Origin of the sequence: Streptomyces sp. NPDC051219, assembly GCF_040682335.1 — a bacterium.
Lineage (GTDB): Bacteria > Actinomycetota > Actinomycetes > Streptomycetales > Streptomycetaceae > Streptomyces.
The window spans coordinates 18,148-40,401 of the sequence record NZ_JBFBAS010000017.1; the positions used below are offsets into that span (position 1 = coordinate 18,148).

Consider the following 22,254-nt stretch of genomic DNA (forward strand, 5'->3'; position numbering starts at 1 on the left):
GAGTCACACTGCACCAGAACCGTCCGGCGTCTGCCGCCGCGCTCCGGCGGCGGCGGGACGACCGGGCCGGGCGCCGTCGGCGGCAGCGGCCGAGAACGTCGGGGGCGGAGGGCCGAAACTCAACTCAGGGCCCCTCAGTCGGTGGTGCGACGCCGGCGGCGGGAGTCGCGGATCACGATGGCCGTGCCCGCGATCACCGCGACCAGGACGACGCCGATGCCCAGCACGTACGTCGCGTAACGCTCGTCGCGCTCCTGGGCGGTCTCGGTCATGGCCAGATGGGCGGCCTCCGGGGCTGGCGGTCTGGCAGGGCCCGGGTCCGGTGTCGGCGACTGCTTGGGGGTCTCGTCGCCGGTGAGGGCACGCACCGGGTCCACGACCCCCCAGCCGACGAAGTTGTCGTGGCCGTTGATGGAACGCTCCGCCGTCTGCTCGATCTGGGCGATGATCTGGGGCGGGGTCCAGTCCGGGTGCTTGGCCTTGATCAGGGCCGCGACACCGGAGACGTACGGCGCGGAGAAGCTGGTTCCGTTGTCGACGCACTGGCCGTTGCCGGGCACGGTCGAGACCATGTCGACGCCGGGCGCGGCGACCCCGACGAACGCGCCGGACTGCGAGAACTCCGCACGCTCGTTGTTGCGGTCGGATGAGGCGACGGCGAGCACGCCGTCGAATGCCGCCGGATAGGTGTTCTTCTGCTTGCCGTCCAGGCCGTCGTTACCGGCCGAGGCGACCACCAGCACGTCCTGGTCGATGGCCTTCTTCACCGCCAGCGCGAGCCGCGACGTGGCCGACAGCGGCTTGGTCGTGTCCTGCGAGATGTTGATGATGTCGGCCTTCTTGGCCAGCGCGTGCTCGATGGCCTCGGCCATCGTCTTGTCGTTGCCGCTGTTCTTCTCGTCGTTCTGCCGGATCGGGATGATCGTGGCCTCGGGTGCGAGCCCGACGAATCCGGTGCCCGCGCGCGGCCGGGCCGCGATGAGGCCGGCGACCTTGGTGCCGTGGCCGACCTCGTCGTCCGTGCCGTCCCCGCCCTTGGTGAGGAAGTCCCGGCCCGCGGAGGCGTCGACCGCGCCCTTGAGCTGGACGTTGACGTTGTCGACGCCGGTGTCGATGACCGCGACGCGTACGCCCTTGCCCTTGGTGTCCTGCCAGAGTTCGTCGAGCAGGACGCGCTGGAGCGCCCAGGGGCGGCCCTCCAGCTGCTTCTTCATCGGGAAGGTGCACTCCCCGCCGCCGTCGAGACGAGCGCGCGGGCCGTTGTCCTGCGCGCTCGACGGCGGCGCTGCCGCGAGACCGGCCAGTGCGAGGCCGGCGGCGAGCAGAGCGGTCTTCTGGGTCAACACGTGTGGTCCTCTCCCCCGTGAGACGGTGCGCTGCGGCGCGGTCACGAGCCCTGGGGCTGGCGGGCGCTGTTGGTGTCGAGGCGCGGGCCCTTCGCCAGGAACTCCGACCAGGTGATGGGCACGAGAACGGGGAGGACCTTCTCGTATCCGAGCCGGATTTGCGCCTCGCTGGGCTCGGGCCGGCCGTCCCGCTGCTTCTCCTGGTCGCCCGCGCCGATGTCCGACTGCTCGGCGTCGCTGTCGCCGTTCGCCTGTACGGCGTACCTGAGTCCGGTGTCGGTCACCAGGAAGAGGGAGCCGTCGGGCCGGGTCTGGTTGCCCTGGACCTGCGTGTACAGCAGGCCGGTTCCGGGGGTCACATAGGTGCTGGTGCCGGTGGCGGTGATCTCCGCCGGGTACTTCGGCCCCGCCCATGTGCTCAGCGTCGTACGGCCCTTGTCGTCGACCTTGCGCAGCACGCTGCAGACCGTGTCCCGGTCGCCGCCTCCGGCGGCGGAGTTGACCTGTACAGCCCTGCGCTCGGGCCACTTGAGGCCACCGGCGAACGTCTCGCCGTCCGGCCGGAAGTCCTGGAGGTCGACGTCGCGCGCCTTGCCTTCCATGTCCAGCGTCTTCGTGGCCGGAGAGGTGATGATCAGCCGCGCGGTGAACTCCGAGACGGGCTGCACCTTGCCCTGGAGTACGACGTAGTGCTGCGGTCCGGAACCGGTCTCGGTCTTCAGAACCATTCCGACCTTGTTCTCGTCCGCCGAGAGCTGTCCCTGGATACCGGCGTCCGCCCCGACCGTGCCGGGGAGTCGGGGGAAGGAGACCGGACTGCCGGTGTGCAGGGTGGCCAGCCAGTCGTCGGTGACCGACTGCGGCTCCTCGTTGCCGACGAGCGCGAGCGTCAGGGTCTCCTGCTCGGCCGGCGCACCGCCGATCGCATACTTGGTCCCGGCCGCGTCCACGAGGTAGCGGGCCTTGTTCTGCCCCTGGACGTACAGGACTTCGCCGTCCTTCAGCCGCTGCGTGCCGTCGACCCTGCCCGCCTCACGGTCGGCGAACACGAACGTCGCCTTCTGAACGGTCTTGCCCTGGCCGCCCGGCTGCTGGCAGACCGCCCATCGCTTGGCCTTGCCGGCGTCCTTCTCCCCGGGCAACCGGTCCGGGGCGTACGGGATACCGAGGATCGGGCCGCGCGGGGGCTTGCCGGCGTCCAGGATGTCGTCGCTGACCTGGATCACGGCGAACTGCCTCGGGTTGAGCAGCAATCGCGCCGAAGCGAGGTTCAGCACGGGGTGGAGCAGGGTCTTCTTGTTCTTGCCCTTGCCGGTGGAGAGCACGACGTATCGGGTGGTCGAGTTCTTGCCGACGATCACCTTGGTGCCGGGTGCGGCCCAGTCCTTGGGGGCCTTGGGCTTGAACATGCCCCAGGCGCCGAAGCCGGCCATCACGAGGGTGGCGACGATCACGCTGGGGACGACGGCACGCATCGCGCGCGGCGCCCCCTCTTCCGTGCCAGATGGTGAAGGCTGCAGAAACGCGGCCACCGTGCGCTTCTTCGCAAAGGTGTACGCGTTGAGCTCATCCCGCCGTGATGCCATGAGTGCCTGTTTCTCCCCGCGCGGCCCCAATAGTGAGCACAGCCCCGGGCCTTGGTTGTCGGACCGGCCCCCTACTATGCCTGTTGACGGTCGGCCGTTGCGGGGCGGGTAGGGTGATCCCGCCGCCAAAGCCCTTGTCGTACGGGTTGATCGGGATGAATTCGGGCCTTGTGAACTATTGGGGCCTCTTGACTACGGGGGGTGCCTTCGGGATGGCTACCGCGACGCAGACACGGGCGCGGCCCGCCGCATCCGCGACACCCCAGGGTCCCGCCGCGCCTCATCTCAAGGCGCGCCCCGGCCACTTCGGATCGTTCCGATTGCAACAGTTCGTCTTGATCGAGGCGGCCGCCGCGCTGCTGCTCGTGGCCTGGGTGCTCGACCCTCTGCTGCTCGTTCCGGCCGGTGTGATCGCCGCTGTCCTCGTGCTGTTGGCCGTCGTACGGCGGCACCACCGCTCCCTTCCCGAATGGCTGGGCACCGCCCTCGTCCTGCGGGCACGCCGCCGCCGGGCCGCCGGGTTCGTCGTCCCCGCCGGTACGGAGCCGGGGCTCGCCCCGGTGGTGGAGTGCGACCCGGCGCTGCGTACGTACACCTTCAGCGACCGCGAGCGCAGGCCCGTGGGCATGATCGGCGACGGCACATTCCTCACGGCCGTCGTGCAGGTGGAGACGGACGCGACCGCCCTGCGGCCCGATCGCGCCGCCCGGCCGCTTCCGGTCGGCCTGGTGCGGGACGTGCTGGAGGTCGACGGCATCGTGCTGGAGTCCGCGCAGATCGTCCAGCACACCCAGCCCGCTCCCGCACCCCACCTGCCCGAGCAGTCGGTGGCCGCGCGCAACTACGCCCCGCTGCAGGCCCAGACGGGCTCGCCGGCGGTGCGTCTCACCTGGATCGCCCTCAAACTCGACCCTGAGCTGTGCCCGGAAGCCGTGGGGGCGCGGGGCGGCGGGTTCGGCGGGGCGCAGCGCTGTGTGGTGCGTACGGCAGACCAGTTGGCGAGCCGGCTGACGGGTGCCGGGTTCCGGGCGACGGTTCTGACCGAGCAGGAACTGACGGCGGCGGTCGCGACTTCGTCGTGCGCCAATCCGATGGCGATCACCCAGGCGGGCCGCACCGAGACGCAGGCCCGGCGCACGGAGGAGACCTCGCGTACCTGGCGCTGCGACGACCGCAGGCACACCACGTACTGGGTCGGCCGATGGCCGCAGTTGGGCAACGGCGGTGCGCCGATGCCGCAGCTCGTCGCGCTGCTGACCTCGATTCCCGCGCTGGCCACGACGTTCAGCCTCACGCTCGGCCGAGGTGACCGCCAGGAGGTGACGGTCACCGGCCACGTGCGTATCACCGGTCGTAGCGACGAGGAGCTGGTGACCGCGCGCCGCGAACTGGAGCGCACCGCCCGGGGCGTGAAGACGGGGTTGGTCCGGCTCGACCGCGAGCAGCTGCCCGGCGTGCTCGCCACTCTGCCGCTCGGGGGAGCCCGCTGATGTCCCTGCCCACGACACCGAACCCGGCGCAGAACCGGGCAGCCAACCGCGCGGCCAACCGCGCACCAGCCCCACCGACGGGCAAGGCGCGCCTCGGGTTCGGGCTGATCGGCCCGCGCCGCGACCGGCACGCCGTCTCCGTGGACCAGCTGTCCGTACTGGCGCTGCCCGTCGGCGACGACGGTGTGGTGATCGGCGTCGACGCTGAGGGCCGGCCGGGCGTGCTGGGCATCAACCGGCCGACGCCGTACGACATCACGTTGATCGGCGGGCTGTGGACGGCACAGGTGCTGGCGCTCCGCGCGGCGGCCACCGGTGCGCGGGTGGCCGTCGAGACCGGCCGGGCGCAGGCCTGGGTCGGCCTCGCCCAGGCCGCGGGCGGCGGCCAGCCGTGCATGACGCTCCACGAGGTCGGCCGGGTACCCCCGCAGGGGGCGTCGGCCGGCAGCCCGGTACTCGTCGTGCGCGACTGCGGTATGCGGCCCCCGCGCGGGCGGGTTGTGGCCGGGCCCTGGCAGTCCGTGCTGACCCTGCTGCCATATCTGAGCCCGGTGGCACCGCGGTTGCTGGAGCAGGCCGGGCTGGTGGGCGTCCAGCGGGTCTCGCCCGACGAGGCCGCGCAGATCGGCCGCATCATGAACCTGCCGCGGGTGGAGACCGACGCGCTGTCGACACTGGCCGACGGAGTCACGCTGTGGTGCAACGCCCGCGACCGGCAGTTCGTGATGACGCAGGCCACCGACGCCGAGACCGGATTGTTGGGCGCAGCCCGCAGGATGGACTGAACTGTCCGTTCTTAGTGGGGAGATGTCTAGGACTGACCGCTTTGCCGTGCACTTTGGGCCGCGAGGGCGTCAGTTGATGGCATCTTGATGGCATGACGTGACGCAAGGGACAGCCGATCGCGGACCGCCGGGCCTGCCGGAGCGGTGCGCATGATGATTAGTCTGGGTCCGGGCGCCGCGTCAGAACCTTCGGGCAGGGCAGCAGCGTCCCAAGGGGGAGAGCCGGGCGGATCGGACGAAGGATCGGACGCCCCCACCCACGACGGCACAAGGGTGCTCGACCACACCAGGAGGCAAAGTGAACGGCGATCGGAACGAGATCCGCGGGGGATGGAACACACCCGCCGACGATCAGTCCGACGCGGATCCCGCCGAAATGACGGGTGAGTTCACCATCGACTACACCCCGCCGGCCTGGTACACCCAGAACGCCGCGGGCAGTGCGTCGGGCGGGACGGGTACGGGGGCGCAGGGCCAGGTGTCCCCGCCGCCGCCGGCCGGGTCTCCGGTGGCCGTACCCGGGCTGCCGGCCGGAAGCGGCTTTGAGCCCCACTGGGCCCCCACGGCTCCGGCGTCGGCGCTCCCTGCCGCGCCGTCCGTACCTGCGGCGGCTCAGGCGCCCGAGCCGACGGCCGCGGCCGATGGCGAGCTCGAGAGCGGGGCGACCATGCGGTTCTCGCCGGCCGCGCTGAGGCGGGAGATGGAGGCGCACACGCCCCCGGAGTCCGATGCCGCGCAGGCTCCGGTGACGGACTCGGGGCAGGCGCCCGCGTCGGCCCAGGTGGCAGACCCTGCCCCGGCTCCGGGGGCAGACCCTGCGCCCGCTCCGGAGACTGGTTCTGGGCAGGCCCCTGTGGCAGGGGCCGCGTCGGCTCCAGCGGCAGTGCCTGGGCCACAGCACGTGGCGGAGCCTGCGTCGGCCCCCGTTGCGGCGCCCGAGGTGGCTCCGGCGGCCGAGCCCGCGTCAGCCCCGGTGGCAGGCGCTGCGGAGCCGGCGGATGACGCCGAGGCCGATGTCAGTCCCGCTGCCGAACCTTCCGACGCGCAGAACACCGAGGACACCGACGGTGGTGCCGACGAGCCCGTGGCAGTCGCTGCGGAAGCGGACACGCACCAGGCCGACGGCGCGCCCACCGCACGGCCGGACGGTGACGAACCCGTGGCCGTCGCCGCCGGTGCGACCGGGCGCGGTCCCGAGCCCACTCCCGGTGAGCCCGCCGCCGATACTGCTCGTACGGCCGATACGCCTGACGCCGCTGACGGTGCCCGCGACGAAGCACCAGCGGCGGAGGTCGACGAGAGCTCCGACGAGCCGTCCGATGCCGTCCCCACCGACGAACCGCAGGACGCCGTCCCCAGCGACGCCCCGCCCGCCGCGGCGCAGCCATGGTCTCCCCCGCCGGTCCAGCAGGGCGCGCTGCCGCCGCTGCCGCCCGCCTTCCATCCGGCGGCAGGAGACGCGCAGACCTGCCCGCCCCTCCCGCACCCCGCGGCACCCACAGCCGCGCCGCAGTGGCCGGCGTCGGCGCCCGGCCACCAGCAGGCGGCGCCCGCGGCCCAGGCGCCCGGCGGCTACGGCTTCCCGCAGGCCGGCCACCACGCACCTGCCCCGCAGGACGGTTACGGCTTCCCGCCCCCGGGGCCCAACAGCCCCGCTCCTCAGAACGCCCTCCCGCAGTCCGCCGCGCCCGCCGCCCCTGCCCCCGCGCCGCAGGGCTACGGATTCCCGCAGCCCGGTGCCCACGCACCGATGCCCACGCCGCAGCCGCAGGACGGGTACGGCTTCCCGCAGGCCGGGCCCAACAGTCCTGCCGCGCAGGACGCCTCCTCGCAGTCCGCCGCGCCGGCCGCCCCTGCCCCCGCGCCGCAGCCGCAGGTGCAGCCGCAGAACGGGTACGGCTTCCCGCAGGCCCAGCATCCGCAGGGCGGTTACGGGTTCCCCCAGCCGCAGGGCGGCCAAGGGCTCCCGCGACCCGGCGCCCGGCCAGCGGCACCCGGCGCGCAGCCGCAGGCCATGCCCACCGCGCCCGCCGCCCAGCCGGGGGCCGTGCCCAACCCACCCGTGCCCCAGGCCCAGCCGCAGCCGCACGCCCAGCCGCCCGGTGGGGCCAACGCCCCGGCGGCGGCGTCCCCTTGGCCGCCGGCCCAGCCGCTGCCCGGCGCGGCGCAGTCGCCCACCGGTGCGCCCGTGCCCCCGCAGGGCGGCTACGGATTCCCGCAGTCCCCGGCTCAGGCCGCGCCCTGGCCCGCCCAGGCCCCCGCCCAGCAGGCGCCCCCGCCCGGGGCCGGCGCGCCGGCCGCGCCCGTCGACCCCCGCACCGGTGCCGCCTGGCCCACTCCGGTCGCCCACGACCAGCGCCAGCGTTCCGTGCCGGGCGCGCCGCTCGGGTACACGGCCGCCGTGGAGCTGTCCTCGGACCGGCTGCTGCGCAACAAGCAGAAGCCCAAGAGCAGTCGCAACCCGTCCGGCGCCGCCGCCCGCTTCAAGCTCGGCGGCAAGAAGGAGGAGGCCGAGCGGCAGCGCAAGCTCGACCTGATCCGTACGCCCGTGCTGTCGTGCTACCGGATCGCCGTCATCAGCCTCAAGGGCGGTGTCGGCAAGACCACGACAACCACCGCCCTCGGCGCGACCCTGGCCACCGAGCGGCAGGACAAGATCCTCGCCATCGACGCCAACCCGGACGCCGGTACGCTCGGCCGCCGCGTGCGCCGCGAGACCGGGGCCACCATTCGTGACCTGGTCCAGGCGATCCCGTATCTCAACAGCTACATGGACATCCGCCGCTTCACCTCGCAGGCGCCGTCGGGGCTGGAGATCATCGCCAACGACGTGGACCCGGCGGTCTCCACGACCTTCAACGACGAGGACTACCGGCGCGCGATCGAGGTGCTGGGCAAGCAGTACCCGATCATCCTCACCGACTCCGGCACGGGTCTGCTCTACAGCGCGATGCGCGGAGTGCTCGACCTCGCGGACCAGTTGATCATTATCTCGACGCCCTCGGTGGACGGCGCGAGCAGTGCGAGCACCACGCTCGACTGGCTCTCCGCGCATGGGTACGCCGACCTGGTCTCGCGCTCCCTCACCGTTATCTCGGGCGTCCGCGAAACCGGCAAGATGATCAAGGTCGACGACATCGTGCAGCACTTCGAGACCCGCTGCCGCGCTGTCGTCGTCGTGCCCTTCGACGAGCACCTGTCGGCCGGCGCGGAGGTGGACCTCGACATGATGCGGCCGAAGACGCGGGAGGCGTACTTCAACCTTTCCGCGCTGGTCGCCGAGGACTTCGTACGGGCGCAGCAGCAGCAGGGCCTGTGGACGGCCGACGGCAACCCGCCGCCGCATCTGGCACCGCCCATGCCCGGCGGCCAGCAGGGGTACCCCGGTGTGCCGCAGCAGCAACCGTACGGCGGCCCGCAGCAGCCCGCCGCGCAGCCGTACCCGCCGCAGCCCCAGCCGCAGCCGGGCCGGCACCAGCAGCCCCCAGCGCCCCCGCAGGGTCAGGGCGCCGTGCCGCCCGGCTGGCCGCCGCAGCAGCCGCCCCAGCAGTAGAGGCAGCAGCGAGGGCTCGTACCGGCGAAAAGCGCCGGTACGAGCCCTCGACCGATGTTCAGCGGACCTACGCCGCGTCGTACGCCTCGATCAGCTCCCGCGAGCGCTTCACGTCGTCCGCGATCGCCTCGAGCAGCGACTCGATCGAGTCGAACTTCTCCTGGCCGCGCACATAGGCGAGGAAGTCGACGGCGACGTGCAGCCCGTAGAGGTCGAGACCGACGCGGTCGATCGCGTACGCCTCGACCGTCCGCTCCGTGCCGTCGAACTGCGGGTTCGTGCCGACCGAGATCGCCGCCGGCATCCGCTCGCCCGCCGCCGTCAGCCATCCCGCGTAGACGCCGTCCGCCGGGATCGCGGTGTGCGGCAGTGTTTCGACATTGGCCGTGGGGTAGCCCAGATCCCGGCCGCGCTGCGCGCCGCGCACCACGACCCCCTCGACGCGGTGCGGACGGCCCAGGATCTCGGCCGCGCCCTCGACGTCACCCTCGGCGACCAGCCGCCGGGTCAGGGTGGAGGAGAAGGGCTCGCCGCCGCCCGCCTCGCCGCGCACGTACAGGTCGACGACCTCGACGTCGTAGTCGTATGTCGAGCCGAGCTCGGACAGGAACGCCACATTGCCGGCCGCACGGTGACCGAAGCGGAAGTTGGGTCCCTCGATGACCGACCGCGCGTGGAGCTTGTCGACGAGCACCTTCGCGATGAAGTCGGCCGGCGACAACTGCGAGAAATCAGCCGTGAAGGGGAGGATCAGCAGCGCGTCCACGCCCAGCTCCGCCATCAGCTCAGCACGCCGGTGGTGCGGTGCCAGCAGTGGCGGGTGGCTGCCCGGGCGAACGACTTCGCTGGGGTGCGGGTCGAAGGTGACCACGACGGACGGCAGGCCCAGCTCGCGGGCACGGTCCACCGCCCGGCCGATGATCAACTGGTGACCTCGGTGCACACCGTCGTAGGAGCCGATGGTGACGACGCTGCGTCCCCAGTCCTGGGGGATGTCCTCCAAGCCACGCCAGCGCTGCACTGTGACCGCTCCTCGCCCGAACCTGTAGTGATTGCCCATTACGCAGGTCTAAGACTGCCATGCTCGCGGTCGTGGGCCCGCATCGGCCCGGACGTCCCCGCGGTCGTCGGGGCACCCGACGTGCCGGGCCCACTACCGCGAGCGGCGGCCGGCCGGCCCGCGACGAGTGCGACGGAGCCCGGCACCTGGCGGACCGGTCCCGACTGCTTCAGACGTCAGGCCGGCGGTGATCAGCGGAACAGAACGCGAGTAGAACGCGCCCCCTTGTGCACCCTTGGTTCACTCCGAGCGCCTGCCCGAAGGAGTGAATACGGGGGGCGGGATGGACAGACCTCTTGCGAGGGGGATCGTGGAGCGGGGAGTACGGCCGCAGTTGCCCTACTCCCGCTCCACGGTAGTCACACCGGTGCGCCTCGGTCAGGCGAAGACCGCGAGACTCTTGGCCTTGCCGCCCTTGTTCTCCACGAGGGCGAGGAAACGCCCCTCGGGGCCGAAGACCGCGACGGGCCCCCCGGCGTACTCGTCCGGCATCTCCAGACGGACACCGTTCATCAGCAGCCTGGCCCGCTTCTCGTCGACGTCCCAGCGCGGGAAGGCGGCGGAAGCCGCTTCCGAGATCGGCATGACGGTCAGCTCCTGCTGGAGCTGGTCGAGCGTCCGGGCCCGGTCGATTTTGTACGGGCCCACCCGGGTGCGCCGCAGCGCGGTCAGGTGCCCGCCCGTGCCGAGGTCCGCGCCGAGGTCACGGGCGAGGGCCCGGATGTACGTACCGGAGGAGCAGACGACGGAGACGACAAGGTCGACGACCGGCGTCCCGTCGTCGGCGACGGCCTCGCGCATGTCGTACAGCTGAAACGACGAGACGGTCACCGGGCGGGCCGGAATCTCGAACTCCTCGCCCTCGCGGGCCCGCTTGTAGGAGCGCACGCCGTTGATCTTGATGGCGCTGACCTTCGACGGAACCTGCATGATGGCGCCGGTGAGCTTGGCGATGCCCGCATCGACGGCTTCCCGGGTCACGCCGGAGGCGTCGGTGGAAGCGGTGATGTCGCCCTCGGCGTCATCCGTGACGGTGGTCTGGCCGAGCCGGACGGTACCGAGGTACTCCTTCTCGGTCAGGGCGAGATGACCGAGAAGCTTGGTGGCCTTCTCGACACCGAGCACGAGGACGCCCGTCGCCATCGGGTCGAGGGTGCCCGCGTGGCCGACGCGGCGGGTCCTGGCGATCCCGCGCATCTTGGCCACGACGTCGTGCGATGTGAAGCCGGACGGTTTGTCGACAATGACAAGGCCGTCCTGGAGGCCCCTCCCAGCGGTGGCCGGAGGAGTGGTGGCGCTGTTCATTCCGCGGCTTCGTCCTCGCCCGGCTTGCGGTAGGGGTCGGCCTCGCCGGCGTACGCGGCGCCCGAGGACGCCTCGCGCACCGCGGCGTCCGACGCCCGTGCCTTGTCCAGCAGGTCCTCGATCGTCTTGGCGTTCTCCGGGAGCGCGTCCGCCACGAAGGTCAGGGTCGGCGTGAACTTCGTCCCCGCCGCCGCACCGACCGCCGAGCGGAGAATGCCCTTGGCGCTCTGCAGCCCCGCCGCAGCGCTCGCCCGGTCCTCGTCGTCCCCGTAGACCGTGTAGAAGACCGTCGCCTCCCGCAGGTCGCCGGTGACCCGGGTGTCCGTGATGGTCACGTTCGTACCGAGACGCGGGTCCTTGATGCCGCGCTGCAGCTTCTCCGCGACCACCTCCCGGATGAGGTCCGCCAGCTTCTTCGCCCGCGCGTTGTCGGCCACTGGTCCTTCTCCCTCTTTCTTGCTTTCTCTTGCACAGTCAGTCTTCGTCGCCGTGCAGCCGCCGTCGTACCGACAGCAGCTCCACTTCTGGCCGGGCGGCGACCAAACGTTCGCACCGGTCCAGTACGTCCGCCAGATGCCCCGTGTCCCCCGAGACCACCGCCAGGCCGATCCTGGTCCTGCGGTGGAGATCCTGGTCGCCGACTTCGGCCGCGCTCACCGCGAACTTGCGCTGGAGCTCGGCGACTATCGGCCGGACGACGGAGCGTTTCTCCTTCAACGACCGTACGTCGCCAAGGAGCAGATCGAAGGACAGTGTCCCCACATACATGCGGATCCGGATGTCCCGCCGGTACGGGATCGAGGGCCCTGCCAACACTTGGCAGGGACACAAGAACCGTACACGGAACGGCCGGGGCCGATCGACGGAAATACGCTCCGCCGACCGGCCCCGGACCGCTGTGCCGCTGTCAGCCGCGCGGCTTCTCCCGCATCTCGTACGTCGCGATGACGTCGTCGATCTTGATGTCGTTGAAGTTGCCGAGGTTGATACCGCCCTCGAACCCTTCGCGGATCTCGGTGACGTCGTCCTTGAAGCGACGCAGGCCCTGGATGTTGAGGTCCTCGGCGACGACCTTGCCGTCGCGGATGAGGCGCGCCTTGGTGTTGCGCTTGACCTCGCCGGAGCGGATGAGAACACCCGCGATGTTGCCAAGCTTGGACGAGCGGAAGACCTCGCGGATCTCCGCCGTACCGAGCTCGACCTCTTCGTACTCCGGCTTGAGCATGCCCTTGAGGGCCGCCTCGATCTCCTCGATGGCCTGGTAGATCACCGAGTAGTACCGGACGTCGACACCCTCGCGCTCCGCCATCTGCGCGGCACGGCCGGCAGCACGGACGTTGAAGCCGATGACAATGGCGTCGGAGCCCATCGCCAGGTCGATGTCGGACTCGGTGACCGCACCCACACCGCGGTGCAGGACCCGGATCTCCACCTCTTCGCCGACGTCGAGCTGGAGCAGCGAGGACTCGAGAGCCTCCACCGAACCGGACGCGTCGCCCTTGATGATGATGTTGAGATCCTGGACCAGACCGGCCTTGAGCACCTTGTCGAGGTCCTCGAGGGACACCCGGCGGGTGCGCTTGGCGAAGGCGGCGTTGCGCTCACGCGCAGCGCGCTTCTCGGCGATCTGGCGGGCCGTACGGTCCTCGTCGACGACCAGGAAGTTGTCGCCGGCGCCGGGGACGTTGGTGAGACCCAGAACCAGGACGGGGGTCGACGGACCCGCTTCCTCGACGTTGTTGCCGTTGTCGTCGAGCATCGCCCGGACACGGCCGTACGCGTCACCGGCGACCATCGTGTCACCCACGCGGAGCGTTCCGCGCTGGACGAGGACGGTGGCGACGGCGCCGCGGCCACGGTCGAGGTGTGCCTCGATCGCAATACCCTGCGCGTCCATCTGCTCGTTGGCCCGGAGGTCCAGCGAGGCGTCCGCCGTGAGGACCACGGCCTCCAGCAGGCTGTCGATGTGCAGACCCTGCTTGGCGGAGATGTCGACGAACATGGTGTCGCCGCCGTACTCCTCGGCCACCAGACCGAACTCGGTCAGCTGACCGCGCACCTTGGTCGGGTCCGCGCCCTCGACGTCGATCTTGTTGACCGCGACCACGATCGGCACGTTGGCCGCCTTGGCGTGGTTCAGAGCCTCGACCGTCTGCGGCATGACACCGTCGTTGGCCGCGACGACCAGGATCGCGATGTCGGTGGACTTGGCACCACGGGCACGCATGGCGGTGAACGCCTCGTGACCCGGGGTGTCGATGAAGGTGATCTTGCGCTCTTCACCGTTGACCTCGGTACCGACCTGGTACGCACCGATGTGCTGCGTGATACCGCCGGCCTCGCCCGCGACGACGTTCGTCTTGCGGATGGCGTCCAGCAGCCGGGTCTTGCCGTGGTCGACGTGACCCATGACGGTGACGACCGGCGGACGGGAGACGAGCATCTCCTCGCCGCCCTCGTCCTCGCCGAACTCGATGTCGAAGGACTCGAGCAGCTCGCGGTCCTCCTCCTCCGGGCTGACGATCTCGACGACGTAGTTCATCTCGTCGGCGAGCAGCTGGAGGGTCTCGTCGGAGACGGACTGCGTGGCAGTGACCATCTCGCCGAGGTTCATCATCACGGCGACGAGCGACGCCGGGTTGGCGTTGATCTTCTCCGCGAAGTCGGTGAGGGACGCACCGCGCGACAGGCGGACGGTCTGTCCGTTGCCGCGAGGCAGCATCACGCCGCCGACGGACGGGGCCTGCATGGCCTCGTACTCCTGGCGCCTCTGCCGCTTCGACTTACGGCCACGACGCGCCGGACCGCCGGGACGGCCGAACGCACCCTGTGTGCCACCACGGCCACCGGGGCCGCCGGGACGACCACCGAAGCCGGGACGACCGCCGAAGCCGCCGCCACCACCGGGAGCGCCACCGCCACCGGGACGACCGCCGAAGCCGCCGCCGCCACCGGGGCGACCGCCGCCACCGGGACCGGCCGGACGGCCGGCGAAGCCGCCGCCCGCGGGACGACCGGCGCCACCGGGACGGCCTGCGCCGCCGCCGGGACCACGGCCACCGCCGCCGCCACCGGGACCGCCACCAGGACGGGGACCGGCAGCCGGACGCTGCGGCATCATGCCCGGGTTCGGGCGGTTACCGGGAGCACCACCGGGGCCGCCGGGGCCCGGACGGGCACCCTGCGGACGAGGCATGCCACCGGGGGTCGGACGGGCGCCGCCCTGGCCCTGAGGCCGCGGAGCTCCGCCGGGGCCACCTTGCGGACGCGGGCCGCCGGGAGCACCACCGGGGCCGCCGGGGCGGGGGGCACCGCCGGGACGGGGCGCCTGAGGGCGCGCCATACCGGTGGAGCCACCAGAGGTGAACGGGTTGTTGCCGGGACGCGGACCCGCGGGACGGGCGCCGCCCGGACGCGGGGCCTGAGCGCCACCGGGACGTGCCGGGCGCTCGCCACCGGGACGGGGGGCACCCGCGGGGCGGGCACCGCCCTGGCCGGCAGCCGACGGACGCGACGCGGCGGGACGGTCCTGACGCGGACCGTCCTGGCGCGGAGCGCCGGCGCCACCGGAACGCGGAGCGGCCGGAGCCGCCGGAGGCGCGGTGAACTCGGGGGCCGCCGGAGCCGGAGCCGCCGGAGCGGGCTTCGGGGCCGGAGCCTTCGGGCCGGGACGCGGGCCGGGGGCGGCCGGAGTCACCGGGGCGCTGCTCGCGGGGGCCTCGGCGGCGGCCGGCTTGGGGGCCGGGACGCCGGGCTTCGGGGCAGCAGGACGAGCCGCCGCGGCCGGAGACGGCGCGGCGGGCTTGGCAGGCGTCGCCTTGCGAGGCGCGCCGGGCTTGGCAGCGGTCTTGCCGGCGTTGCCGCCGGGCCCCTGCAAAGCGTCAGTCAACTTGCGTACTACCGGCGCCTCGATCGTCGAGGAAGCCGAACGGACGAATTCACCGAGTTCTTGGAGCTTGGCCATGACGACCTTGCTCTCCACCCCGAACTCCTTGGCGAGTTCGTATACCCGGACCTTAGCCACTTCGCTCCTTTTAGGTCCGGGTTACGCCGGACCGTCGCTACTTCATGGGCGTACTCATCGCGTACTCATCGAGTGCTCATCGCAATCTCGACCTACTTCCAACTCGCGAGGTACCTGACCGCACGGTGTTCCGTGCCGTACTTCTTCTTACGGTGTCGCCTGCTCCGCGACTGTCCGTTCGACTGCTCGGCGCACTTCCTCGGTTCCGAGCGCCTCCCGGACCCTGAAGGCCCGGGTGAACGCCCGGCGACGGACCGCCAGGTCGATACAGACCAGGGCGGGGTGCACATACGCACCCCGGCCGGGCAGCGTACCGCGAGGATCGGGGACACATTCGCCCTCGACCGCCACGATGCGCAGCAGATCGCGCTTGGCCGCTCGCTCCCGGCATCCCACACAGGTTCGCTCAGGGCATGCGCGGGCATGCGTCCGACCAGACACGCTTAAGTCTACCTCCCCGCACCGACCTCACCCCTTTGGGGCAAAAATCGAACGGTTGTTGTCGTGATCCATTCGGAACCCCAGCGGGATGCCGGGCGGATTTATCCGCCTGAACCGGTCAGCCCTGGTCCGGACCCTGGTCCGCGGCCTGCTCGGTGTCCGGGCGGATGTCGATGCGCCAGCCGGTCAGCCGGGCGGCGAGGCGGGCGTTCTGCCCCTCCTTGCCGATGGCGAGCGACAGCTGGTAGTCGGGGACCGTCACCCGCGCGGAGCGCGAGGCCATGTCCACGATCTCGACCTTGCTGACCCGGGCCGGGGACAGCGCGTGCGCGACCATCTCCGCCGGGTCGTCGGACCAGTCCACGATGTCGATCTTCTCGCCGTGCAGCTCGGCCATGACCGCGCGCACCCGGCCGCCCATCGGGCCGATACAGGCGCCCTTCGGGTTGAGCCCGGAACGCGTGGAGCGCACCGCGATCTTCGTACGGTGCCCCGCTTCGCGGGCGATCGCCTCGATGACCACGGACCCGTCCGCGATCTCCGGGACCTCCATCGCGAAGAGCTTCTTCACCAGGTTGGGGTGCGTACGCGAGAGCGTCACGGACGGACCGCGCACACCCTTGGCCACCCGTACGACGTAAGTCCGCAGACGCAGGCCGTGCTTGTACTCCTCGCCCGGCACCTGCTCCTGCACCGGGAGCATGGCCTCCATCTTGCCGATGTCGACCAGGACGTTCTTGGGGTCCTTGCCCTGCTGAACGACGCCTGCGACGACATCCCCCTCGCGGCCGGCGAACTCACCGAAAGTGATCTCGTCCTCGGCGTCACGCAGACGCTGGAGGATGACCTGCTTCGCGGTGGTCGCGGCGATCCGGCCGAAACCGGTCGGGGTGTCGTCGAACTCCTGGGGCTCCTGGCCCTCTTCTAGGTCGGCCGGGTCCTCCTTCGCCCACACGACCACATGGCCGTTGGCACGGTCCAGCTCCACGCGGGCGCGGCGGTAGCTGCCCTCGGTGCGGTGGTACGCGATGAGGAGGGCCGACTCGATCGCCTCGACCAACAGGTCGAAGGAGATCTCCTTCTCGCGGACCAGACCCCGCAGGGCACTCATGTCGATGTCCACGGCTACGCCTCCTCTTCCTTCTTGTCCTTGCGGCTGAACTCGATCTCGACACGCGCCTTGGCGATCTCGGCGAAGATGACGCGGCGGGCGGTGGGCTTGCGCCCCTTCACGCCCGGAACCTCGAGGTCGAGCCCCTCGTCGTCCACCTGGAGGATGCGCGCGACCAGCTCGCCGTCCTCGTGCAGGTTCAGTTTGACCAGACGGCCGGTGGCCCTCACGTAATGGCGGTGCTCCGTCAGCGGGCGGTCCGCGCCCGGAGAGCTGACCTCGAGGACGTACTCGCCCTCACCCATCGCGTCCGTCTCATCGAGCTTCTCGGAGATGTCCCGGCTCAGCTCGGCACAGGCGTCCAGCTCCACGCCGTCGTCGGAATCCACGATGACCCGCAGCATCCGGCGCTTGCCCGCCCGCGACACCTCGATCTCCTCGAGATCCAGGTCCTTGGCGGTGACAAGCGGTTCCAGCAGTTCGCGCAGCCTCTCGCTTGGGGGGGTCGTACTCATCCGGGTGACTCCTCGGCCGCGTGTGCTGTTGTGGGATCGTCGCGTGTCAGCTCAAAGGGTATCCGGTCCGGGAGGGTGTTGCCGTCCGCCCTGTTCGCTGCGGCCACAGGTACGGTGATCAAGGGCTCACAGGCCCTGTCGGCCTCCCGGCACGCCTGCACACGCCCCGGACACGCCCCACGAGAAGCCACGAGGACGCCACCGTGCCGTTCACCCTGCGCAGAAGCAGAAGGAGCTTGCTGGCCGGCGCCGCCGGAGCAGCCGGCGCCGCACTGCTCGCCGGCTGTTCCGATCCCGCGACCGCCGGCGGCAAGGCCGCACGTGCCTCGGTCTCCGCCGAACGGCGGATGCGTGAGCAGGCCGCGCGCGAGAGCACGCAGCTGCTCGCGCGGTACGACGCCACTGCCGCGGCGCATCCGGCGCTGGCTGCCCGGCTGGCTCCGCTGCGGGCCGAAGTCGCGGCGCACGCACGGGCGTTCGGCGCCGCCGCGGCGAAGGCCGGGCCGCCCCCGGCGCCGACGGCCCCCGGGTCGCAGGGCACGGACACCGGCCCGGCCGGCTCCGGCCCGGCGGCCTCCGGTCCCCCGCCCGTCGGATCCACCGTTCCCGGCGAGCCGAATCAGGCGCTGGCCGCACTCGCCGCGGCGGAGCGCCGGACCGCCGACGCGCGGACCGCCGCGCTGCTCGGGGCGCCCGGCGAACTGGCCCGGCTGATGGCCTCGGTCGCGGCCGCGGGGTCCGTACACGCCTACCTGCTCACGTCAGGAGAGCCGAAGTGACCGCGAGGGCCGAACTCGACGCCGTGCAGGCCGCGCTGGCCGCCGAACACGCCGCCGTCTACGGGTACGGAGTGGTCGGCGCCCGGGCGGCCGAGAGCCGCCGGTCCGAGGCCCGGGAGGCGTACGACGCCCACCGCGCCCGGCGCGACGCGCTGGTCCGGACCGCGCGCGACCTGGGCGGCAGGCCCGCACCCTCGGGCGCGGCGTACGCTCTGCCGTTCGCGGTGGCCGACAGCGCGGCGGCCGTGCGGCTGGCCGCCGAGATCGAGGACCGGGTCGCCGGGGTCTACTCCGACCTGGTACGCGCTGCTCGGGGCCCGCTGCGCCGCGAGGCCGCGGACGCCCTGCGCGAGGCAGCGGTGCGGGCCGTGCGCTGGCGGGGCACTGGCGTAGCCTTCCCAGGGCTCGCCGAACGATCGGAAGCACCGGAAACCACCTGAAGCAGCCTGAAGGGGACCACGCACGCATGGCTTTCGAACCGCCGGAGCGGCTTGTACGGGCGCTCGGCGAGACGCTCGGGGACGCCGCCGGCGACTGGCTGGAGCAACTGCCCGGCCTGACTCAGGAGGCCCTGTCCCGGCGCGAGTTGACGGCCCAGCGGGTGCAGGTTCCGGGCGGCCGGAGCAGTCTCGTCGTCCTGGTGCGGTACGCCGACGGCACCCCGGCGACGCTGAAGGTCGCCCCGCCCGTCGCACGACCGGATCTGGAGCAGGCCGCCCTCGCGCACTGGGGCGGCTTCGGCGCGGTACGGGCACTCGACACCCGGCACGACGACGGCGCGCTCCTGCTGGAGCGGCTGCAGCCAGAGGTGTCGCTACGCTCTCTGCCCGAGGCCAAGGCCTTGCTGGAGGCGGCGGGAACGGTCCGGCGGCTGTGGGTGGAGCCGCCCCCCGCGCACCGGTTCGAGACGGTCGCCGAGCGCACCACTCGCCAGGCCGTCGCACTGAAGGAGGCTCCGGCCGAGGCGCAGCCCCTCGCCACCCAGGCCCTGGCCGTCCGGGAGGAGCTCACCGCACTCCCCGCGGAAGAGCTGCTGCTGCACGGAAACTTCCGCCAGGGCAAGGTGCTCGCCGGTGAGCGCGCACCGTGGCTGGCGGTCGGCCCCGAGCCCCTGATCGGCGAACGCGCGTACGACCTCGCGCGGCTCGTCCGTGACCGGCTGGAGGACCTGGTCGCCACCGCGGGCGGCGCTTCGGCCGCCCGCCGCCGGGTGAACAAGCTCGCCGACGCACTGGACGTGGACCGCGAGCGGCTGCGCGGCTGGACCCTGTTCCGCGCAGTCGAGTCGGGTGTGCGGGCGGCGGGCGCGGGCCGGCGACAGGACGCCGAGCTGCTGCTGGAGTTCGCCGGCTGGCTGTAGCCCTTCATGCCCGCCAGAAGGGTCGACCGAGGTGAAATCGGGGCATACCGTAGGCGTAATACCCGGCTCGGAACAGCAGGGGGCCGTCATGGTCGAGGATCTGGTGGCAGCAGGAGTGGCGGTGGGCTCGGCCGTCGTGCTGTACGCGGCCGCGGCGGCCAGGGTCGTCAAGCAGTACGAGCGAGGCGTTGTCCTCCGCTTCGGTCGGCTGCGCAGCGGGATCCGCCCCCCGGGGTTCACCCTGATCGTTCCGTTCGTGGACCGGATCCACAAGGTCAATATGCAGATCGTGACGATGCCCGTGCCCGCGCAGGACGGCATCACCCGCGACAACGTCACGGTCCGGGTGGACGCCGTGATCTACTTCAAGGTCGTCGACGCGGCCAGCGCTCTCATCAAGGTCGAGGACTACCGCTTCGCCGTCTCCCAGATGGCCCAGACATCGCTCCGCTCGATCATCGGCAAGAGCGACCTCGACGACCTGCTGTCCAACCGGGAGAAGCTCAATCAGGGCCTGGAGCTCATGATCGACAGCCCGGCGGTCGAATGGGGCGTGACCATCGACCGCGTCGAGATCAAGGACGTCTCGCTGCCGGAGACCATGAAGCGCTCCATGGCCCGGCAGGCCGAGGCGGACCGGGAGCGCCGCGCCCGCGTCATCAACGCGGACGCCGAACTCCAGGCGTCGAAGAAGCTCGCCGAGGCGGCCGGCGTCATGGCCGAGCAGCCCGCCGCGCTCCAACTCCGCCTGCTGCAGACCGTGGTGGCCGTCGCCGCCGAGAAGAACTCCACCCTCGTACTGCCGTTCCCGGTCGAGCTCCTGCGCTTCCTCGAGCGGGCCGCCCAGCAGCCCGCGCAGCCCCAGGTGCCGTCGGCCGAGCCGGCGAAGGCCAAGCCCGCTCTGGACGGGCGGCAGTCCCCCGGCGGCCAGTCCCCCGGCGCGGCGATCGACGCCCCGGCGGAAACGGCCGCGGCCGACCCGTTCCTCGGCGCCCTGACCGACACCCCGGTGGACCCGCTCGGCGCCGGGCCAGTGCCCGAGGGCAGGCAGCCCCGCGGCACGGGGGCCGCCGATACCGCCTCCGCCGAGGCGTCCCCCGGCTCTACGCCGTAAGGCGGGCGACCGCCTCCTCGACCGTCAGCTCCTCGCGCTCGCCGGTACGGCGGTCCTTCAGCTCCACCACGCCCTCGGCGGACCGGCGGCCCGCGACAAGGATCTTCGGGACGCCGATCAGCTCCGCATCGGTGAACTTCACGCCCGGCGAGACCCCGGCCCGGTCGTCGACCAGGACGCGGATGCCCGCGGCGCCCAGCTTCCCGGACACGTCGAGAGCCAGCTCGGTCTGCAGGGCCTTGCCCGCCGCGACGACATGGACGTCGGCCGGGGCGACCTCCGCGGGCCAGCACAGTCCCTGCTCGTCGGCGGTCTGCTCGGCGAGGGCCGCCACCGCACGGGAGACACCGATGCCGTACGAGCCCATCGTCACCCGGACCGGCTTGCCCTGCTGACCCAGCACGTCGAGTTGGAACGTGTCGGCGTACTTGCGGCCCAGCTGGAAGATGTGGCCGATCTCGATCGCACGGTCCAGCTTCAAGTCGCTGCCGCAGGAAGGGCAGGGGTCGCCCGGCTCGACGACGACGACGTCGAGGTAGTCGTCGACCTCGAAGTCCCGGCCGCAGACGACGTTCCTCGCGTGGGTGTCGGCCTTGTTCGCACCGGTGACCCACGCCGTGCCGGGGGCGATGCGGGGGTCGGCGATGTAGCGGACCTTGGCCAGGCCCTGGGGGCCGACGTAACCGCGTACGAGATCCGGGCGGCCCACGAAGTCCTCGGCGGTGACCAGCTCGACCACGGCGGGCGCGAGGTGCTCGCCCAGCTTGCCGAGGTCCACCTCGCGGTCACCGGGCACACCCACGGCCGTGATCTCGCCGTCGACCTTGACCAGCAGGTTCTTCAGGGTCGCCGAGGCCGGTACGCCCAGGAACTCGGCGAGCGACTCAATGGTCGGGGTGTCGGGTGTGTCCAGCTCCTCGACCGGTCCGTGGGCGCTGCCGTCCTCCGGCCCGGTGCTGAAGGTGACCGCCTCCGTATTGGCCGCGTACTCGCAGTTCGGACAGTCCACGAAGGTGTCCTCACCCGCCGCGGCCGGGGCCAGGAACTCCTCGGACGCCGAACCGCCCATCGCGCCGGAGACGGCCGACACGATGCGGTAGTCCAGGCCGAGACGGGCGAAGATCCTGGTGTACGCCTCGCGGTGCAGCGCGTACGACTGCTCCAGTCCCTCGTCCGTCGTGTCGAACGAGTACGAGTCCTTCATCTGGAACTCACGGCCGCGCAGCACGCCCGAGCGCGGACGCGCCTCGTCCCGGTACTTCGTCTGGATCTGGTACAGCATCACCGGCAGGTCCTTGTAGGACGTGCACTGGTCCTTGACGACCTGGGTGAAGATCTCCTCGTGGGTGGGGCCGAGGAGGTAGTCGCCACCCTTGCGGTCCTTGAGGCGGAAGAGCAGGTCGCCGTACTCCTCCCAGCGGCCGCTCGCCTCGTACGGCTCCTTCGGCAGCAGCGCGGGCAGGAGCACCTCCTGGGCGCCGATCGCGTCCATCTCCTCGCGCACCACGCGGGAGATGTTGTCGAGCACCTTCTTACCGAGCGGCAGCCAGGTCCAGATACCCGCGGAGTTGCGGCGCACGTAGCCCGCGCGGACGAGCAGCTTGTGGCTGAGCGTCTCGGCGTCCGCCGGGTCGTCGCGCAGTGTCTTGACCATCAGACGGGACATGCGCTGGACCTGGGCCATGGTGATACTCCTGCGTGCTGTCGGGTGATGCCAGGAGGTTAACCGGGGCGGACCGGCGGGCGGAAATCAGTTGGGTGCTGCCCGGCCTCGGAGCCCGACCT

At 71.7% G+C, this 22,254-nt stretch carries 18 protein-coding genes; 7 read left to right on the forward strand and 11 right to left on the reverse strand.

Annotated elements, in window-relative coordinates; genetic code table 11:
• Window positions 1-134: 134 nt before the first annotated feature.
• Window positions 135-1,346: a type VII secretion-associated serine protease mycosin gene (mycP, locus tag AB0M62_RS20245; protein WP_366075630.1), complete on the reverse strand. Its 1,212-nt coding sequence runs from the start codon at window positions 1,344-1,346 to the stop codon at window positions 135-137.
• A gap of 41 nt (window positions 1,347-1,387) precedes the next feature.
• On the reverse strand, window positions 1,388-2,932 hold the full coding sequence (eccB, locus tag AB0M62_RS20250) for a type VII secretion protein EccB (protein WP_366075631.1): 1,545 nt from the start codon (window positions 2,930-2,932) through the stop codon (window positions 1,388-1,390).
• Between the two features lie 212 nt (window positions 2,933-3,144).
• Here eccB and eccE point away from each other — a divergent pair, with 212 nt between their 5' ends.
• From eccE to AB0M62_RS20265, 3 genes are all read left to right on the forward strand, one after another.
• Window positions 3,145-4,422: a type VII secretion protein EccE gene (gene eccE, locus AB0M62_RS20255; RefSeq protein ID WP_366075632.1), complete on the forward strand. Its 1,278-nt coding sequence runs from the start codon at window positions 3,145-3,147 to the stop codon at window positions 4,420-4,422.
• The gene (locus AB0M62_RS20260) at window positions 4,422-5,207 is read left to right on the forward strand and encodes a hypothetical protein (RefSeq protein WP_366075633.1); all 786 of its coding nucleotides are present in this window, start codon (window positions 4,422-4,424) and stop codon (window positions 5,205-5,207) included. The genes eccE and AB0M62_RS20260 overlap by 1 nt, the downstream gene beginning before the upstream one ends.
• Before the next feature lie 298 nt (window positions 5,208-5,505).
• Window positions 5,506-8,760: an SCO5717 family growth-regulating ATPase gene (locus tag AB0M62_RS20265; RefSeq protein ID WP_366075634.1), complete on the forward strand. Its 3,255-nt coding sequence runs from the start codon at window positions 5,506-5,508 to the stop codon at window positions 8,758-8,760.
• Between the two features lie 67 nt (window positions 8,761-8,827).
• On the opposite strand, the gene AB0M62_RS20270 is transcribed toward AB0M62_RS20265, so the two are convergent.
• From AB0M62_RS20270 to rimP, 8 genes are all read right to left on the reverse strand, one after another.
• Window positions 8,828-9,781: a bifunctional riboflavin kinase/FAD synthetase gene (locus AB0M62_RS20270; RefSeq protein ID WP_366075635.1), complete on the reverse strand. Its 954-nt coding sequence runs from the start codon at window positions 9,779-9,781 to the stop codon at window positions 8,828-8,830.
• 417 nt (window positions 9,782-10,198) lie between these two features.
• Window positions 10,199-11,125 (reverse strand): tRNA pseudouridine(55) synthase TruB, encoded by a 927-nt coding sequence (gene truB / locus AB0M62_RS20275; protein WP_366075636.1) that lies wholly within the window; start codon window positions 11,123-11,125, stop codon window positions 10,199-10,201.
• The gene (gene rbfA, locus AB0M62_RS20280; RefSeq protein WP_366075637.1) at window positions 11,122-11,562 is read right to left on the reverse strand and encodes a 30S ribosome-binding factor RbfA; all 441 of its coding nucleotides are present in this window, start codon (window positions 11,560-11,562) and stop codon (window positions 11,122-11,124) included. Before rbfA ends, truB begins: the two co-directional genes overlap by 4 nt.
• A gap of 37 nt (window positions 11,563-11,599) precedes the next feature.
• Complete coding sequence (locus tag AB0M62_RS20285) at window positions 11,600-11,893, reverse strand: DUF503 domain-containing protein (RefSeq protein WP_366075638.1); 294 nt, start codon at window positions 11,891-11,893, stop codon at window positions 11,600-11,602.
• A gap of 139 nt (window positions 11,894-12,032) precedes the next feature.
• Window positions 12,033-15,149: a translation initiation factor IF-2 gene (gene infB / locus AB0M62_RS20290; protein WP_366075639.1), complete on the reverse strand. Its 3,117-nt coding sequence runs from the start codon at window positions 15,147-15,149 to the stop codon at window positions 12,033-12,035.
• 147 nt (window positions 15,150-15,296) lie between these two features.
• Window positions 15,297-15,590: a YlxR family protein gene (locus AB0M62_RS20295; RefSeq protein ID WP_366075640.1), complete on the reverse strand. Its 294-nt coding sequence runs from the start codon at window positions 15,588-15,590 to the stop codon at window positions 15,297-15,299.
• 118 nt (window positions 15,591-15,708) lie between these two features.
• Entirely contained in the window at window positions 15,709-16,713 is a 1,005-nt protein-coding gene (nusA, locus tag AB0M62_RS20300; protein WP_366075641.1) for a transcription termination factor NusA, read from the reverse strand.
• A 2-nt stretch (window positions 16,714-16,715) separates the two neighbouring features.
• Window positions 16,716-17,216 (reverse strand): ribosome maturation factor RimP, encoded by a 501-nt coding sequence (gene rimP / locus AB0M62_RS20305; protein WP_366075642.1) that lies wholly within the window; start codon window positions 17,214-17,216, stop codon window positions 16,716-16,718.
• A gap of 203 nt (window positions 17,217-17,419) precedes the next feature.
• Here rimP and AB0M62_RS20310 point away from each other — a divergent pair, with 203 nt between their 5' ends.
• The 4 genes from AB0M62_RS20310 to AB0M62_RS20325 all read left to right on the forward strand — a co-directional run bounded on the left by AB0M62_RS20310 (window position 17,420) and on the right by AB0M62_RS20325 (window position 20,469).
• Window positions 17,420-17,995, forward strand: coding sequence for a hypothetical protein (locus AB0M62_RS20310; protein ID WP_366075643.1), 576 nt, complete (start codon window positions 17,420-17,422; stop codon window positions 17,993-17,995).
• Window positions 17,992-18,435, forward strand: a complete 444-nt coding sequence (locus AB0M62_RS20315) for a ferritin-like domain-containing protein (RefSeq protein ID WP_366075644.1) — start codon at window positions 17,992-17,994, stop codon at window positions 18,433-18,435. Before AB0M62_RS20310 ends, AB0M62_RS20315 begins: the two co-directional genes overlap by 4 nt.
• A 26-nt stretch (window positions 18,436-18,461) precedes the next feature.
• Entirely contained in the window at window positions 18,462-19,355 is an 894-nt protein-coding gene (locus tag AB0M62_RS20320) for an aminoglycoside phosphotransferase family protein (protein WP_366075645.1), read from the forward strand.
• Window positions 19,356-19,443: 88 nt separating this feature from the next.
• On the forward strand, window positions 19,444-20,469 hold the full coding sequence (locus AB0M62_RS20325; RefSeq protein ID WP_366075646.1) for an SPFH domain-containing protein: 1,026 nt from the start codon (window positions 19,444-19,446) through the stop codon (window positions 20,467-20,469).
• On the opposite strand, the gene AB0M62_RS20330 is transcribed toward AB0M62_RS20325, so the two are convergent.
• Window positions 20,459-22,153, reverse strand: a complete 1,695-nt coding sequence (locus AB0M62_RS20330; protein ID WP_366075647.1) for a proline--tRNA ligase — start codon at window positions 22,151-22,153, stop codon at window positions 20,459-20,461. The genes AB0M62_RS20325 and AB0M62_RS20330 overlap by 11 nt on opposite strands.
• Window positions 22,154-22,254 lie beyond the last annotated feature (101 nt).